This is a genomic window from Kluyvera sichuanensis, from assembly GCF_040930405.1.
GTDB lineage: Bacteria > Pseudomonadota > Gammaproteobacteria > Enterobacterales > Enterobacteriaceae > Kluyvera > Kluyvera sichuanensis.
The window spans coordinates 3,302,746-3,318,361 of sequence record NZ_CP162271.1; the positions used below are offsets into that span (position 1 = coordinate 3,302,746).

Here is a 15,616-nt window from a genome sequence, read left to right on the forward strand (position 1 = left end):
AAATCGCCACTGCGTGGTTCCCTCAGCTTATCCCTTTCGGCTTCGGGCCGGGCGCAAGTTTACATCCCTGTAAACTGCACCCTCAGCCCACATCCATGTGGGCTGACCCGGCCTACAGGGAACGCTTCGGCGATTTAGACGCCACCCAAAATCGTGCGGTCTTTTAGTTAACAGCAAAAACCAGTGTGACTGAAACGGCAGTGTCCCCGCTGGAAATCGGCGAGACGGAGAATGGAAGACAAGGTCAGGACGCCATGGATGGCGGACTGAGGCGAATCGAGACAGGGACGTCGAGTTTCGCCGTGCCGTAGGCTGGAGTTCGTAGGTGAGCGCAGTGCGAAGCACCGATTTCCCTGCGGGGCCGCGGGGATTGCTAAGGGGTGCGCGGCCGCATCCCTTAGCCCGTTCACCGGTGAAGGAGCTTCATATTCCACCCAACGAAAAGTGAACGGAACCCTTCGCTTTACTAACAAATATTACTTATCCAACCTCCCCCTCTCCCCCGCCGTTTTTTCACTCTTTTCGCTCAAAAAACAAACAGCAAATAAAGTTGAGTATTTTCCGCAACTTACAAAACCACTTAAAAATCATAACTCTACTCATTAAGGGGTAGGTAAAGGCTAAATTGATTTGTATCAATAATCCCAATAGCTGAATCGTTAAGGTAGGCAGTATTAGAATAGAAATCGAGGCAAAAATGAGCAAAGTCAGACTCGCAATTATCGGTAACGGCATGGTCGGCCACCGCTTTATCGAGGATCTTCTCGATAAGTCCGACGCAAGCCAGTTCGATATCACCGTCTTCTGTGAAGAGCCGCGCATCGCCTACGACCGCGTGCACCTCTCCTCCTACTTCTCCCACCACACGGCAGAAGAGCTGTCGCTGGTGCGCGAAGGCTTCTATGAGAAGCACGGCGTGAAGGTACTGGTCGGCGAACGCGCTATCACCATCAACCGTAAAGAGAAGGTGATTCACTCCAGCGCAGGCCGTACCGTCTTTTATGACAAGCTGATTATGGCGACCGGCTCCTATCCGTGGATCCCGCCAATCAAAGGGTCTGAAACTCAGGACTGCTTCGTTTACCGTACGATTGAAGATCTGAACGCCATTGAAGCCTGTGCCCGCCGTAGCAAACGCGGTGCGGTAGTCGGCGGCGGCCTGCTCGGCCTCGAAGCAGCCGGCGCGCTGAAAAACCTCGGCGTGGAAACCCACGTGATTGAATTCGCCCCAATGCTGATGGCTGAACAGCTCGATCAGATGGGCGGCGAGCAGCTCAAGCGTAAAATCGAAAGCATGGGTGTGAAAGTTCACACCAGCAAAAACACCAAAGAGATTGTCCAGGAAGGCGAAAACGGTCGGAAGACCATGCGCTTTGCCGACGGCAGCCAGCTGGAAATCGACTTCATCGTCTTTTCTACCGGTATTCGCCCACGCGACAAACTGGCCACCCAGTGCGGCCTGGAAGTCGGCCAGCGCGGCGGTATCCTGATTAACGACAGCTGCCAGACCTCTGACCCGGATATCTACGCTATCGGCGAATGCGCCAGCTGGAAAAACCGCGTCTACGGTCTGGTCGCACCGGGTTACAAAATGGCGCAGGTCGCCGTTGACCATATCCTCGGTACGCCAAATGCCTTCCAGGGCGCGGACATGAGCGCCAAGCTGAAGCTGCTGGGTGTAGACGTCGGTGGTATCGGCGATGCCCACGGCCGTACGCCAGGCGCACGCAGCTACGTCTACCTCGACGAAAGCAAAGAAGTCTATAAACGCCTGATCGTGAGCGAAGACAACAAAACCCTGCTCGGGGCGGTACTGGTTGGCGATACCAGCGACTACGGCAACCTGCTGCAGCTGGCGCTGAACGCCATCGAACTGCCAGAAAACCCAGATTCACTGATCCTGCCAGCACACGCCAGCAGCGGTAAACCGTCTATCGGGGTCGATAAACTGCCGGACAGCGCGCAGATTTGTTCCTGCTTTGACGTCTCTAAAGGCGACCTGATCGCCGCCATCAACAAAGGCTGCCACACCGTTGCGGCCCTGAAAGCCGAAACCAAAGCCGGCACCGGCTGCGGCGGCTGTATTCCGCTGGTGACCCAGGTGCTGAACGCCGAGCTGGCGAAACAGGGTATCGAAGTGAACCACAGCCTGTGTGAACACTTCGCCTTTACCCGTCAGGAGCTGTATCACCTGATCCGCGTTGAAGGTATTAAAACCTTCGACGAGCTGCTGGCAAAATACGGCAAAGGCTACGGTTGCGAAGTCTGTAAACCCACCGTCGGTTCTCTGCTGGCCTCCTGCTGGAACGAATACATCCTCAAGCCGCAGCATACGCCGCTGCAGGACACTAACGACAACTTCCTGGCGAACATCCAGAAAGACGGTACCTACTCCGTTATCCCACGTTCTGCGGGCGGTGAAATCACCCCGGAAGGTCTGGTTGCCGTAGGCCGTATCGCACGTGAATTTAACCTGTATACCAAAATCACCGGTTCCCAGCGTATCGGCCTGTTCGGTGCACAGAAAGATGACCTGCCGGAAATCTGGCGTCAGCTGATTGAAGCAGGCTTCGAAACCGGCCATGCCTATGCCAAAGCGCTGCGTATGGCGAAAACCTGCGTAGGCAGCACCTGGTGCCGTTATGGCGTCGGCGATAGCGTAGGCTTCGGCGTCGAGCTGGAAAACCGCTACAAGGGCATTCGTACGCCGCACAAGATGAAGTTTGGTGTCTCTGGCTGTACCCGTGAGTGTGCGGAAGCTCAGGGCAAGGACGTAGGTATTATCGCCACCGAGAAAGGCTGGAACCTCTACGTTTGTGGTAACGGCGGGATGAAGCCGCGCCATGCAGACCTGCTGGCCGCTGACCTCGACCGCGAAACACTGGTGAAATACCTCGACCGCTTCATGATGTTCTACATCCGCACCGCCGATAAGCTGACCCGTACCGCGCCGTGGCTGGATAACCTGGAAGGCGGTATCGACTACCTGCGTTCGGTTATCATCGACGACAAGCTGGGGCTGAATCAGCACCTGGAAGAAGAGATCGCTCGTCTGCGCGAAGCGTTTGCCTGTGAATGGACCGAGACCGTAAACGACCCGGCCGCTCAGGTACGCTTCAAACACTTTATCAACAGCGAACAGCGTGACCCGAACGTTCAGGTCGTGGCCGAGCGTGCTCAGCACCGTCCTGCGACGCCGTATGAACGTATTCCGGTAACTCTGGTGGAGGAAAACGCATGAGCCAGTGGGTAAATATCTGCAAAATTGACGCTATTCTGCCAGCAACAGGCGTCTGTGCACTGCTGGGTAACCAGCAGGTTGCCGTGTTCCGTCCGTATGCCGATAATCAGGTCTTCGCCATCAGCAACATCGACCCGTTCTTTGAGTCGAGCGTGCTGTCTCGCGGCCTGATTGCCGAACATCAGGGCGAACTGTGGGTGGCAAGTCCGCTGAAAAAACAGCGCTTCCGCCTGCGTGACGGCCTGTGCATGGAAGACGAAAGTCACTCCATCCCACACTATGAAGTTCGCGTTAAAGACGGCCAGGTGCAGCTGAAAGCCTGATTCGTTTTGGGCATAAGTAATATTAAAAACTTATGACCTCAAAGGGGTAACAGCGGGAAAAATCGTATATTCCATACGATAACTGCTGTTATCCTTACCTGCATTATTCATCCCCCGCATTTATCTATTCCGTGAGGTTGCCCCTTGGATCACTTACCCATCTTTTGCCAACTGCGCGAGCGCGACTGTTTGCTGGTCGGCGGCGGTGATGTTGCCGAGCGCAAAGCGCGTCTGCTGCTGGACGCGGGCGCTCGCTTAACGGTAAACGCACGGGATTACGTTCCGCAGTTCCACGTCTGGGCGGAGGCGGGCATGTTGACACTGGTGCAGGGTGATTTCCAACCCGCGCTGCTCGACCCATGCTGGCTGGCAATTGCCGCCACCGATGATGACGTGGTGAACCAGCAGGTCAGCGATGCGGCCGAAGCGCGGCGTATCTTCTGCAACGTGGTCGATGCGCCGAAAGCGGCGAGCTTTATCATGCCGTCGATTATCGACCGCTCGCCGCTGATGGTCGCCGTCTCTTCCGGCGGCACCTCACCGGTGCTGGCACGTCTGCTGCGCGAGAAGCTGGAAGCGCTGCTGCCGCAGCATCTGGGACAGGTTGCTGCCTATGCCGGGCAACTGCGCACGCGGGTGAAGAAGCAGTTTGCGACAATGGGTGAACGCCGTCGTTTCTGGGAAAAGCTGTTTGAGAATGACCGTCTGGCGCAATCGCTGGCCAATCAGGATCAGCAGGCCATTGATGACACCACCGAACAACTGCTGAACACGCCGCTGGATCACCGCGGTGAAGTGGTGCTGGTGGGTGCCGGTCCGGGCGATGCCGGGCTGCTGACGCTAAAAGGCCTGCAGCAAATCCAACAGGCAGACGTGGTGGTTTACGACCGCCTGGTCTCCGACGATATTATGAATCTGGTTCGCCGCGATGCGGACCGCGTATTCGTGGGTAAACGTGCGGGCTACCATTGCGTACCGCAGGAAGAGATAAACCAGATTCTGCTGCGTGAAGCCCAACAGGGTAAACGCGTGGTGCGTCTGAAAGGCGGTGACCCGTTTATCTTTGGCCGTGGTGGTGAAGAACTGGAAACCCTGTGTCATGCTGGCATTCCCTTCTCCGTCGTACCCGGCATTACCGCCGCCTCTGGCTGTTCCGCCTACTCAGGCATTCCACTGACCCACCGCGATTACGCCCAAAGCGTGCGTCTGGTTACCGGGCACCTGAAAACCGGCGGCGAACTGGACTGGGAAAACCTCGCGGCAGAAAAACAGACGCTGGTGTTTTATATGGGGCTGAATCAGGCCGCTACCATCCAGCAAAAGCTGATTGAACACGGTATGCAGGCAGACATGCCGGTGGCTATCGTCGAGAACGGTACCGCGATTAACCAGCGCGTAGTGGACGGACAGCTGTCCCAGCTTGGCGAACTGGCTGAGCAAATGGCAAGCCCGGCGCTGATTATCGTCGGCCGCGTAGTGGGCCTGCGCGGCAAGCTGAACTGGTTCTCAAACCATTAATTTTATTGGGCGCTATTCCGCTCCGGATAGCGCCTTTTTATATCACCTGAAATCACCTCCCCCGTAATAATTAGCCATTCTTAAATCTTCATTTAGTTAATTACACGATTAAGTTAATTGACTTACTAATTGCATTTCGCGTTATATACCCACGGCCTAATTCAAACGTGTTTTTAAAGCATATGGAATTATGCATATATAAAGTCATTTAATTTATAGGGATTATAAAATGAAAAACATGCTTAAAGTCGCGGCGTTACTGCTGGCAGTCTCCACCATGACCGCCTGCACCGGTAGCGTCCAGAACAGAAACAATAACTGTTCATACGACTATTTATTACACCCTGCCATTTCTATTTCTAAAATGATTGGCGGCTGTGGCGATACGGCAGCGGTAAAATAATTAAAAATCTATTTATATAGAAAATAAAAAACCGGGAAATATCCCGGTTTTTTTATTTATCGAGGCGATGATTACGGCTTAGCCACAAAACCAATCGCGTCGTACACCGCTTTCAGCGTTTCGGAAGCACGCGCACTGGCTTTATCGGCCCCGTCTTTCATGATCTTCTGCAGGAACGCTTCGTCGTTGCGGAAGCGGTTATAACGCTCCTGCAGCTCGGTCAGCATACCGGAAACCGCTTCTGCCACTTCGCCCTTCAGATGGCCATACATCTTGCCTTCAAAGTGTTTTTCCAGCTCTGGAATGCTCTGACCGGTCACGCCGGAGAGGATATCCAGCAGGTTAGAGACGCCCGCTTTCTCTTTCAGATCGTAACGGATAACAGGTGGCTCTTCGGAGTCGGTCATCGCGCGTTTGATCTTCTTGACCACGGATTTCGGATCTTCCAGCAGGCCAATCACGTTGTTACGGTTATCGTCAGACTTGGACATCTTCTTCGTCGGCTCGAGCAGCGACATCACGCGCGCGCCGGACTTAGGAATAAACGGCTCAGGCACTTTGAACACGTCGCCATAAATGGCGTTAAAACGCTGGGCAATATCGCGGCTCAGCTCAAGGTGCTGCTTCTGATCTTCGCCTACCGGCACCTGATTGGTCTGATACAGCAGAATGTCTGCCGCCATCAGCACCGGGTAGTCAAACAGACCGGCGTTGATGTTTTCCGCGTAGCGGGCGGATTTATCCTTGAACTGGGTCATGCGGCTCAGTTCACCGAAATAGGTGTAGCAGTTCAGCGCCCAGCCCAGCTGTGCGTGTTCCGGCACGTGAGACTGTACGAAGATGGTGCTTTTTTCCGGGTCGATGCCACAGGCCAGATACAGCGCCAGCGTGTCGAGCGTCGCTTTACGCAGCGCCTGCGGGTCCTGGCGGACGGTAATCGCATGCTGGTCGACGATGCAGTAGATGCAGTGATAGTCGTCCTGCATGTTGACCCACTGACGCAGTGCACCCATGTAGTTACCGATGGTCAGTTCACCTGACGGCTGTGCGCCGCTAAATACGATGGGCTTAGTCATGTTCTGATTCCTGATGTTCACTGTGCGCAAACCCGAGAGCGGGCAGCAGTTCATTAAAGTGGTCGAAGATAATATCCGGCTCGCTGAGCGCGATGGCTTCGCCATAGTTATAGCCGTAGGTCAGGCCGACGGAGGCGCAGCCCGCCGCTTTAGCAGCTTGAATATCGTTACGGGAGTCACCGACGAACAGCAGCGCTTCCGGCGCTAACGCCAACTTCTCCGCCACTTTCAGCAGCGGTTCCGGATGCGGCTTTTTGTTCTGCACGTCATCGCCACCAATCACTACCGTGAAGTAGTCAGCAATGCCCAAGGATTCAAGAATCGGGGCCACAAACGGCGTCGGCTTATTCGTCACTAGCGCCAGCGGCAGGCCGTTAGCGTGCAATGCAGCCAATGTGTCTGCCACGTGAGGGAACAGGAAGCTGCCCTCTTCAGCGAACTCGGCGTAGTAGCGATCGAACAGGCGGCGCAGCACGCGAAGCTGCTCGTCCTGAGGAATATCGTGGTTATCCACCGACGGTTTCCCCTGAGCGGCGCGCTGGCTCGCACGTTCCTGGCGGGCCCAGTTGAGGGCACGTTCCATCAGAACATCGGCACCGTTACCAATCCAGGTGACGACCCGGTCTTCACCTGCAACCGGAAGCTCAAGCGCGTAAAGTGCGCTATCAACGGCGGCGGTCAGCCCCGGCGCGCTGTCTACCAGCGTGCCATCGAGGTCAAACGCGACGCCGCGAATGGTCTGCAATTTATCCATGACTTACCTTTGCCAGTTCACTGCGCATTTCATCAATGACTTTTTTGTAGTCCGGTTGGTCAAAAATCGCCGAGCCGGCGACAAACATGTCCGCCCCTGCCGCAGCAATTTCGCTAATATTGTTCACCTTCACACCGCCATCCACTTCCAGACGAATGTCATAGCCGGACTCATCGATACGGCGACGCACTTCGCGCAGTTTATCGAGGGTGTGAGGGATAAAGGATTGTCCGCCAAAGCCCGGGTTAACCGACATCAGCAGGATAACGTCGAGCTTATCCATCACGTAGTCAAGGTAGGTCAGCGGGGTTGCCGGGTTGAACACCAGGCCCGCTTTACAGCCGTGCTCTTTAATCAGCTGCAGCGTGCGGTCTACGTGTTCGGAAGCTTCAGGATGGAAAGTGATGATGCTGGCGCCTGCGGCGGCAAAATCCGGAACCAGACGGTCAACCGGCTTCACCATCAGGTGAACGTCGATTGGCGCGGTGATGCCGTAGTTACGCAGCGCTTTCAGCACCATCGGGCCGATAGTCAGGTTCGGCACGTAATGGTTATCCATAACATCGAAATGAACCACATCCGCCCCGGCAGCCAGCGCGCGGGCAGTATCTTCGCCTAAACGGGCAAAATCGGCCGACAAAATTGAAGGGGCAATCAGGTACTGTTTCATCCACATCTCCTCAGAGCCTATCCATTAGGGTCTTTTAACGTTGTTTTTTTCCAGGCGGGCGATATAGGGCCAGCAGTTCGTCCACCTTTTTACGTGTGCCGCCGTTGCGGCTAATGCTGCGACGAACCTTTACGGTATACGTTTCCGCCGCATTTTTGTACCACTCCAGCGTCAGCGGCGTGCGATGGTTGGAAATCAGCACGGGAATTCGCTTCGCCACCAGTTCTTCGGCCTTATTCGCCAGAAACGCCTGTTGCTCCAGGCTAAAGCTGTTGGTGTGATACGCCGTGAAGTTCGCCGTCGCCGACAGCGGGGCATACGGCGGATCGCAATACACCACGGAGCGCGCGTCTGCACGGGTCATACAGGTTTCATACGACTCGCAGTAGAACTCGGCATTCTGCGCCTTTTCAGCAAAGTGGCGCAGTTCGGCTTCCGGGAAATAGGGTTTCTTATAGCGCCCAAACGGGACGTTAAACTCACCGCGCAGGTTGTAGCGGCACAGGCCGTTATAGCCGTGGCGGTTGAGGTATAAAAACAGCACTGCGCGATGGAACAGGTCGGTACTACGATTAAACTCTTCGCGCAGCTGGTAGTAGCGGTCGGCGTCATTGTTCTCAGGCACAAACATCGTGCGCGCCCGGTCGATGTACTCATCGGAGCGAGTTTTGACGATTTTATAGAGCTCGATGAGGTCGCTGTTAATGTCAGCCAGAATATAACGCGAAAAATCGGTATTCAGGAATACCGATCCAGCACCAACGAAGGGTTCAACCAGACAATCGCCGGCAGGCAGATGATCTCTAATATCGTCGAGCAGAGGGTACTTGCCTCCCGCCCATTTCAGAAAAGCGCGATTTTTTTTCATGCGGCCTGACTAATTACACTTTCTCCGGCTGTGGAGAAAGCTCCGACAGCATCCTGCGCTTCTCCCCTATCCGCACGCGGCGGTGCGGATAGGGTTGTCTTAATAACGATTATTTCAGGTCAGTCTGTACCTGATGCAGCGGCTTCGCCCACGGATTTTTCGCCTGGACGTCAGCTGGCAGCGTGGTGACAGCATGTTTCGCATCATCCTTAGATGCGTAGATGCCGCTGACCAGCACGTACCACGGCTGACCGTTACGAGAGGTTTCATACACCACGTAGTTTTTCAGGTTCTCTTTCTTCGCCCAACCGTTCAGGTTGTCGTAGTTGGAAGAGGAGCTGAGCTGCAGCGTGTAGTGCGAGCCAGAAGCGGTTTTCAGCGCGTTCACATCGCCCGCAGATTTACCGGTTGCCGCCGCAGCAGGTGCTGCTGTAGCCGCCGTTGCGGTTGGCGCGGTAGTGGTCGCTGCTGGTTTCGCCGCTGCGGTTGCCGTCACCGGCGCTTTAACCGGGGCCGCAGTCGCTGCGGTTTCGGTATGCTTCGGCGCAGTCACCGCTGGCTTAGTTTCAACAGGCTTGGTCTGCGCGGTTGGCGCAGGCGTTTTCACCGTTGCCATCGGCTGCGGTTTGGTTTCGATAACCGTGTGCTTGCGTTCCGGACGCGGGGCGGTCGCCGTCTGGCGAGGCGCTTCCGGTGCGGTCACTGCCGGGCGAGCACCGTTGCGAATTGGCGCGACGGTTGCAGGTTCAGTTGGCAGCGTAGAGTTCACTACCGCGTTATCAATCTGACCCTGCTGCTGCGTCAGTGCATTGTTCAGGTCGCCCTGAACCTCAACGCGCTGCTGGCCGTCCGGTGCCGCATTTTCCTGACCCTGGGTTGGGGTAGAGGAAATCGGAGGCAGGGAGACGTCCTGCTGCTGCGACGGAGTATTCTCCTGGGCGGCAGGCTGAGCAGAATTATTGGCCTGATCGGTATTGGTATCGCCAGAAAGCGACACGCTCTTCTCAGAAGAGGCGCTCTGGTCGTTAGAAGATGGTGCTTTCAGGGCTGAACCAATGCCGACGATCAGCACCAGCAGCACGACAACGCCAAGCCCCATCATGACATACTGGCGGGAGGCCGGTTTACGCGGCGCAGCAGCTTTACGTTTACGCGGGCGGCGCTCTACCACTTCCTCTGCATCGCCCTCTTCGGCATCGTCAGATTCATAGTATTCGTCTTCCGGCTCAGCTTCTTCACGCGCTTTACGACTACGGGACGGACGACGCTCATCAGCATCGAGATCCACATCATCAAAGTTGATCTGTGGCTCGTTGTCACGATCGGAAGACTGACGAGAGCGACCAGTACGACGATCGCTGGGATCGGGTTTCAGCTCGTCTTCTGGTTTAAATTCATCCATTTAACACCCCACTAAAAGGCTTATGCCACGACAATTGCATATCACCTGAAGTTAAAACACCGCGCGAACGCGGCTTGACCTTTCTTATAGTTGCGCTTGCTGAGTATCAGCAATAGCGCCAAGAACCACGTCGTGGGATACGCCACCGCGCACCTCACTTTTCCCGATGGCCAGCGGCAGCACTAACCGCATTTCGCCAGCAAGAACCTTTTTATCTCGCATCATGTGCGGCAGATACGCCTCTGCCGACATTTCCTGCGGGCCAGCAACCGGCAGGCCTGCGCGCTTGAGCAGCGTGATGATACGCTGCGTGTCTTCGGCAGCAAACTGCCCCAGACGTTCTGATGTATGCGCGGCCATGACCATACCTGCCGCAACGGCTTCGCCGTGCAGCCAGTTGCCGTAACCCATCTCGGCTTCGATCGCATGACCGAAAGTATGCCCAAGATTGAGTAAAGCACGTAACCCGGTTTCGCGCTCGTCGGCTGCCACAACATCCGCTTTCAGCTCACAACAACGGCGGATACAGTACGCCATTGCTTTTTCATCGAGCGCCATCAGCGCATCGATGTTCTCTTCCAGCCAGTCAAAGAACGGCGCATCAAGAATGATGCCGTATTTGATCACTTCAGCAAGACCGGAGGAGAGTTCGCGTTTCGGCAACGTTTTCAGGCAGTTCAGGTCAACAACCACGGAGGCTGGCTGCCAGAATGCGCCGATCATGTTTTTGCCGAGAGGGTGGTTGACCGCGGTTTTGCCGCCAACCGAAGAGTCCACCTGAGACAACAAGGTGGTAGGAACCTGAATAAAACGCACGCCGCGCTGATAGCTCGCCGCGGCAAAACCGGTCAAGTCGCCAATAACGCCGCCGCCTAAAGCAACGAGAGTCGTATCGCGACCGTGCGGTTTTTGCAAAAGCGCAGTAAAGACGGTGTCCATGACGGCCAGGCTTTTATACTGTTCGCCGTCCGGCAGAATGACGCTATCAACCTTCACGCCAGCCTGCTCCAGCACGGAACGAACCTGGTCCAGATAGAGCGGTGCCAGCGTTTCGTTGGTGACCAGCATAACCTGATCGCCAGACTTGAGCGGTAAGAAGGAAGCTGGATCGTTAAACAAACCAGCCGCGATGGTTATCGGGTAACTACGTTCCCCGAGAGTTACAGTAAGCCTCTCCATAACGCGACGTCCACCTTAGTTACTTTTATTCGCTGGCGTTCTATTCTGGGCCAGTATTAGTTGCTTTCCAGCATATGGATAATCTGGTTGGCGACAACTTTTGCGCTCTGATCGTCAGTACGGATAGTGACATCCGCAATCTCTTCGTACAGTGGATTACGTTCATCAGCCAGCGCAACAAGCACTTCGCGCGGTGGAGTTTCGACCTGCAGCAGCGGGCGCTTTTTATCGCGCTGAGTACGTGCCAGCTGTTTTTCAATGGTCGTTTCCAGATAGACGACGACACCACGAGCGGAGAGACGATTGCGCGTTTCACGTGATTTTACAGAGCCACCGCCTGTTGCCAGAACAATACCCTGCTTTTCCGTTAACTCATTGATGATTTTTTCTTCGCGGTCACGGAAACCTTCTTCGCCTTCGACATCAAAGACCCAGCCCACGTCAGCGCCTGTTCGTTTCTCAATCTCTTGATCAGAATCGTAAAATTCCATATTGAGCTGTTGAGCCAGCTGGCGCCCAATGGTGCTTTTGCCGGCACCCATAGGCCCAACCAGAAAGATATTGCGTTTCTCTGCCATTTTTTTGGTACTACTAAGACTATTCGTTAATGATAAATCCGCGCCGCAGTCGTTCGCGCGTCGCTGGACATGAACTGAAACCTCTTATGCAATAGAGCGAGAGTCAGACTGAAAATTATCTCAATACTCCGGCTGGTTTGGCAACAGATTAAATCAGCAGACTTCAGGAGGAAGGAATGTTATTCACTGACGCTCAAATCGGTACTCCTTGTATGCTAAATCCGGCCCCACGTCAAACTTGGGAAACACCTTATTCACCAAATCAGCATGTTTCCCCGTCGCTACTGCACAGAAATAATACGCGGGGTGATAAACACCACCAGCTCGCGCCGCTCATTGTCCTTGCCATCGTGACGAAAAAGATGGCCCAACAAGGGGATATCGCCAAGGAATGGTACGCTATCGCTGGCCTTCTTGTTCTTCTGCGAAAAAATGCCGCCCAGCGCTAGCGTTTCCCCACTTTTAACCTCAACCTGGGTTTCAATCTCCTGTTTATCAATCGCCAGCACTTCGCCGTCCGCCTGCTGTAGCACCTGGCCGGGCATGTTTTCGCTGATGCGCAACTTCAGGCGAACGCGCTGGTTTTGCAGCACGGTTGGTGTGACCTCCATGCCGAGCACCGCCTCTTTAAACTCCACTGAGGTCGCGCCACTCTCCCCACTGGAAACCTGATAAGGGATTTCGCTGCCCTGTTTGATGCTGGCAGGCTGCAAATGCGAGGCCAGCAGCCGCGGGCTCGCGATGATATCAACCTTCTGCTTTTGCTCCAGCGCCGAGAGTTCCAGCTCAAGCAGGCGGCCGTTGATTTTACCGATATTAAACCCGCCGCGCGTCGTGGCGTCCGCAACCGAGAGATCGCTGCTTAAGGTGGTTATCTTGCCAGAACCGGTTGCTCCAGCGGCATCGGCAAGATTCCACTTCACTCCTAATTCTCGTAGGCTGGTTTCGTTGATAGTGACAATATGGGCCGCCAGCTCAACCTGCCCAACCGGGATATCCATCTCCTTTGCCCACGCTTCCAGCGCCGGGAGGTGCTCACGGTCATCACGTACGATCAGGCGATTGGTCCGTTTATCGACGGTGAGTGAACCGCGCGCGCTCAGTAATTTATCCCCAGCTTTCGCCAACTCGCTGGCATCGGCATGGTGCAGCACCAGGCTGCGATGCATCAGCGGCAGCGTCTGCTGGCGTTTCTCCTTTTCCTGCAGCACCCTCGCTTGCTTCTCTTCGCGCCAGCGCTGCGAGTGCACGTAATAGACGCCTCCTTCCTGCGTGAGCACCAGTTCCATGCAGTTAATCACCGTCTGAACCGCCTGCTGCCATGGCAGGTTACGCAACTGGAGCGAAAGCGTTCCCTGCACTTCCGGGGAGATAACCATGTTCTTCTGCTCCAGGTCAGCGAGGCTCTGAAGCAGTTGCGCGACCGGCACGTCGTCCACTACCAGCGTGACGTTCTTCGCCGGGGCCAGCGCTGACACCAGCGCCAGCATCAACAGCACTATCCTTTTTATCATTCGGCGTTCCTTCTCTTTTCCATTGCCATACTCGGGGCTCACATCCCTCACCCGTTTCCACAGTCAGGCTATCCAGCGTGATTGCCGTAACCCGCCAGCCCGCATTCAGCGTCTGCCCGACCTCCACGCGCCGCCAGCGTTCATCCCGTTCCTGCGCCACGCCAATCAGCCGCGACGCCGATTGCGTCCCGCCGCGATAGTGCCAGTCAGCAAGCTGCGCTGTCTGACAGGCATCCATCACCGGGGCGAACGGATCCCGCATTCCGCATAGCAGCGGAACGGTGAGTAATAAAAGAAGCGCGCGTTCAGGATTCATCGTCGCGTACCAGTTGCAGGGTAAAACGGAGCACATCGTCGTGCGTTGCCAGAGTAAAACCCGTAACCCGCATTCCGCGCTCGGCCAGCCGCAAAAAGGTGCCAGGAACGGCATGCCACAGCGTATCCAGCGAGATTTCACCGCCCGCCTCTGAAGGCTGCCAATGGGCCAGTCGGGCGCCATTTTGCTGAAAACCGACCGGAGAGAACGGTGGGATATCCTGTTCTTCCAGACATGGTGTAGCGCGCACGTCAGCGTTGAGGTGAGCGACACGATGCCAGCGCGTCAGGTATTGCTCATGCTGTTTCTGCCATGCTTCGCGACTTTTTCCCGCCTCAACATAGGCCTGATGTTCGACCCGGTAGCCGCCGTACATCGCTACCAGCATCAACAGTAGCGCTCCTGCGCCCACCTTCGCCGTGGGAGAGAGCGGCCATAGGCGTTCAAGGCGACGCATTTCCACTCTCCTCGCGTAATGCGTACTGGAACTGCCAGCGCCCGGCGCTATCGCGCTGAATTTTGCCGGCCTGCATCAGATGAAACCCAGGGATAGCTCGCAGCGTTTGCTCAACCTCAGCCAGCGCGGAAACCGGCGTCAACACGCCCGATAGCGACAGCACGCCGTCACGGTAGCTCAGCTCGCTCAGCCATGCCGAAGCGGGGAAATGCGCGGCCAGCGCCAGCAACCTGGGCGACCAGGCTTCAGTCACCTGCCGCGTACGTTGCCGTTTTTTTAAGGCGGCCTGCTGCTGTAAACCCACCTGAAGCACCTGCTCCCGCTGAGCCAGTTGCTGCACTACCCGCCGTTCTGCTTCGACATGGATATTGCTAACCGCCGCGACCGGCAGCCAGTATCCACGCCCGATCAACGCCAGCGCGCCGCACAACAACCAGACAGCGCCGACCCACGCGAGCCAGCGATGAATCAACCGCCGAAAGCGGCGCTGTCGCCAGGGAAGGAAATTCACCGGTGGGATGTTCACGATGCCGCCCCCATAGCCAGTGCCAGCGCCACCGCAAAGTCATCGCCTCTGGCAGGCAGCGGTGGATATTTCTGCGCCACTACATTCCAGGGATCGAAACCTTTATATTCGCCTGGCTGAGCAGTACAGCACACCAGGCGCTGTGGGTTGACGCCCAGTTGGATACCGAGTTGCTTCAGCGAGGGGGCATCGTCAAACGCGCAGTGCCCCCAGCCTTCCCGGCTGGCCCAGAGCCACTGCCGGGTATCGCGCCAGACCAGCATGGCATCTTGCGAATCTAAGTGCGGCACCAGCGTCTGGAGCGCGCAGGCATCAGGGGTGATCGCCGCAACCTGTAAACGCAGCGCCTGCCCCAGCTGCTGTAGACGGGTGATATCGTGCTGCTGCGCTGCGGTGACGTTCCATCGCCCTTGTGGCTCCACCAGGTGATAATCAAAGCAGAGCGATGCCGCGTTCATCTCAAGCTGCTGCGACATCGCGCTGGCAATCCACTGCGTTTGTTCGTTTTCGCACAGCGACATCGCCGCAAGAGGGAGGTTTTTTTGTAACGTTCTATTGGCCGGAAAGGCCAGGCTCACCGCGTGCTGCCAGGGCAACGCCTGCCGCCACGGTTTGAGCGCCGCCAGCAGCACGTCATCGCCTTGCTGCGCGGACGGCGGTAACGGCAGTTGCCACCAGCGGCGAAGGAGCCAGCCGCGGCGAGTACGCTGAAGTGCAACGATAAAGACGTTATCCTGCTGAATATGAAGACCCATTTGCCAGCATCTGAAAGCCATTTCACGATCATCCTT

16 protein-coding genes are annotated in these 15,616 nt (G+C 56.0%); 4 read left to right on the plus strand and 12 right to left on the minus strand.

Features of this window, described 5'->3' with window-relative positions:
- Positions 1-697 precede the first annotated feature (697 nt).
- From nirB to AB2B48_RS16030, 4 genes are all read left to right on the plus strand, one after another.
- On the plus strand, positions 698-3,241 hold the full coding sequence (gene nirB, locus AB2B48_RS16015) for a nitrite reductase large subunit NirB (protein WP_185668974.1): 2,544 nt from the start codon (positions 698-700) through the stop codon (positions 3,239-3,241).
- Positions 3,238-3,564 (plus strand): nitrite reductase small subunit NirD, encoded by a 327-nt coding sequence (gene nirD / locus AB2B48_RS16020; RefSeq protein WP_035894394.1) that lies wholly within the window; start codon positions 3,238-3,240, stop codon positions 3,562-3,564. Before nirB ends, nirD begins: the two co-directional genes overlap by 4 nt.
- A 144-nt stretch (positions 3,565-3,708) precedes the next feature.
- Entirely contained in the window at positions 3,709-5,082 is a 1,374-nt protein-coding gene (gene cysG, locus AB2B48_RS16025; protein WP_185668975.1) for a siroheme synthase CysG, read from the plus strand.
- A gap of 229 nt (positions 5,083-5,311) precedes the next feature.
- Positions 5,312-5,485: a DUF4223 family protein gene (locus AB2B48_RS16030; RefSeq protein ID WP_368299596.1), complete on the plus strand. Its 174-nt coding sequence runs from the start codon at positions 5,312-5,314 to the stop codon at positions 5,483-5,485.
- A 71-nt stretch (positions 5,486-5,556) separates the two neighbouring features.
- Here AB2B48_RS16030 and trpS read toward each other — a convergent pair whose 3' ends face one another.
- The 12 genes from trpS to AB2B48_RS16090 all read right to left on the minus strand — a co-directional run bounded on the left by trpS (position 5,557) and on the right by AB2B48_RS16090 (position 15,601).
- Complete coding sequence (gene trpS / locus AB2B48_RS16035; protein WP_368299597.1) at positions 5,557-6,561, minus strand: tryptophan--tRNA ligase; 1,005 nt, start codon at positions 6,559-6,561, stop codon at positions 5,557-5,559.
- Positions 6,554-7,315 (minus strand): phosphoglycolate phosphatase, encoded by a 762-nt coding sequence (gene gph / locus AB2B48_RS16040; protein ID WP_368299598.1) that lies wholly within the window; start codon positions 7,313-7,315, stop codon positions 6,554-6,556. Before gph ends, trpS begins: the two co-directional genes overlap by 8 nt.
- Entirely contained in the window at positions 7,308-7,985 is a 678-nt protein-coding gene (rpe, locus tag AB2B48_RS16045; protein ID WP_185668978.1) for a ribulose-phosphate 3-epimerase, read from the minus strand. The genes gph and rpe overlap by 8 nt, the downstream gene beginning before the upstream one ends.
- A gap of 34 nt (positions 7,986-8,019) precedes the next feature.
- The gene (gene dam, locus AB2B48_RS16050) at positions 8,020-8,853 is read right to left on the minus strand and encodes an adenine-specific DNA-methyltransferase (RefSeq protein ID WP_185668979.1); all 834 of its coding nucleotides are present in this window, start codon (positions 8,851-8,853) and stop codon (positions 8,020-8,022) included.
- Positions 8,854-8,962: 109 nt separating this feature from the next.
- The gene (gene damX / locus AB2B48_RS16055; RefSeq protein ID WP_368299599.1) at positions 8,963-10,255 is read right to left on the minus strand and encodes a cell division protein DamX; all 1,293 of its coding nucleotides are present in this window, start codon (positions 10,253-10,255) and stop codon (positions 8,963-8,965) included.
- An 84-nt stretch (positions 10,256-10,339) separates the two neighbouring features.
- A complete protein-coding gene (aroB, locus tag AB2B48_RS16060) occupies positions 10,340-11,434 on the minus strand; it encodes a 3-dehydroquinate synthase (protein WP_185668981.1) in 1,095 nt (364 codons plus the stop codon).
- A 56-nt stretch (positions 11,435-11,490) separates the two neighbouring features.
- Positions 11,491-12,012, minus strand: a complete 522-nt coding sequence (gene aroK / locus AB2B48_RS16065) for a shikimate kinase AroK (RefSeq protein WP_185668982.1) — start codon at positions 12,010-12,012, stop codon at positions 11,491-11,493.
- A 281-nt stretch (positions 12,013-12,293) separates the two neighbouring features.
- Positions 12,294-13,526, minus strand: a complete 1,233-nt coding sequence (gene hofQ / locus AB2B48_RS16070; protein WP_368299600.1) for a DNA uptake porin HofQ — start codon at positions 13,524-13,526, stop codon at positions 12,294-12,296.
- Positions 13,408-13,842 (minus strand): HofP DNA utilization family protein, encoded by a 435-nt coding sequence (locus tag AB2B48_RS16075; protein ID WP_368299601.1) that lies wholly within the window; start codon positions 13,840-13,842, stop codon positions 13,408-13,410. The genes hofQ and AB2B48_RS16075 overlap by 119 nt, the downstream gene beginning before the upstream one ends.
- Entirely contained in the window at positions 13,832-14,299 is a 468-nt protein-coding gene (locus AB2B48_RS16080) for a DNA utilization protein HofO (protein WP_368299602.1), read from the minus strand. The genes AB2B48_RS16075 and AB2B48_RS16080 overlap by 11 nt, the downstream gene beginning before the upstream one ends.
- Complete coding sequence (locus AB2B48_RS16085) at positions 14,286-14,825, minus strand: PilN domain-containing protein (RefSeq protein WP_368299603.1); 540 nt, start codon at positions 14,823-14,825, stop codon at positions 14,286-14,288. Before AB2B48_RS16085 ends, AB2B48_RS16080 begins: the two co-directional genes overlap by 14 nt.
- Positions 14,822-15,601, minus strand: coding sequence for a pilus assembly protein (locus AB2B48_RS16090; RefSeq protein ID WP_368299604.1), 780 nt, complete (start codon positions 15,599-15,601; stop codon positions 14,822-14,824). The genes AB2B48_RS16085 and AB2B48_RS16090 overlap by 4 nt, the downstream gene beginning before the upstream one ends.
- Positions 15,602-15,616: the final 15 nt, after the last annotated feature.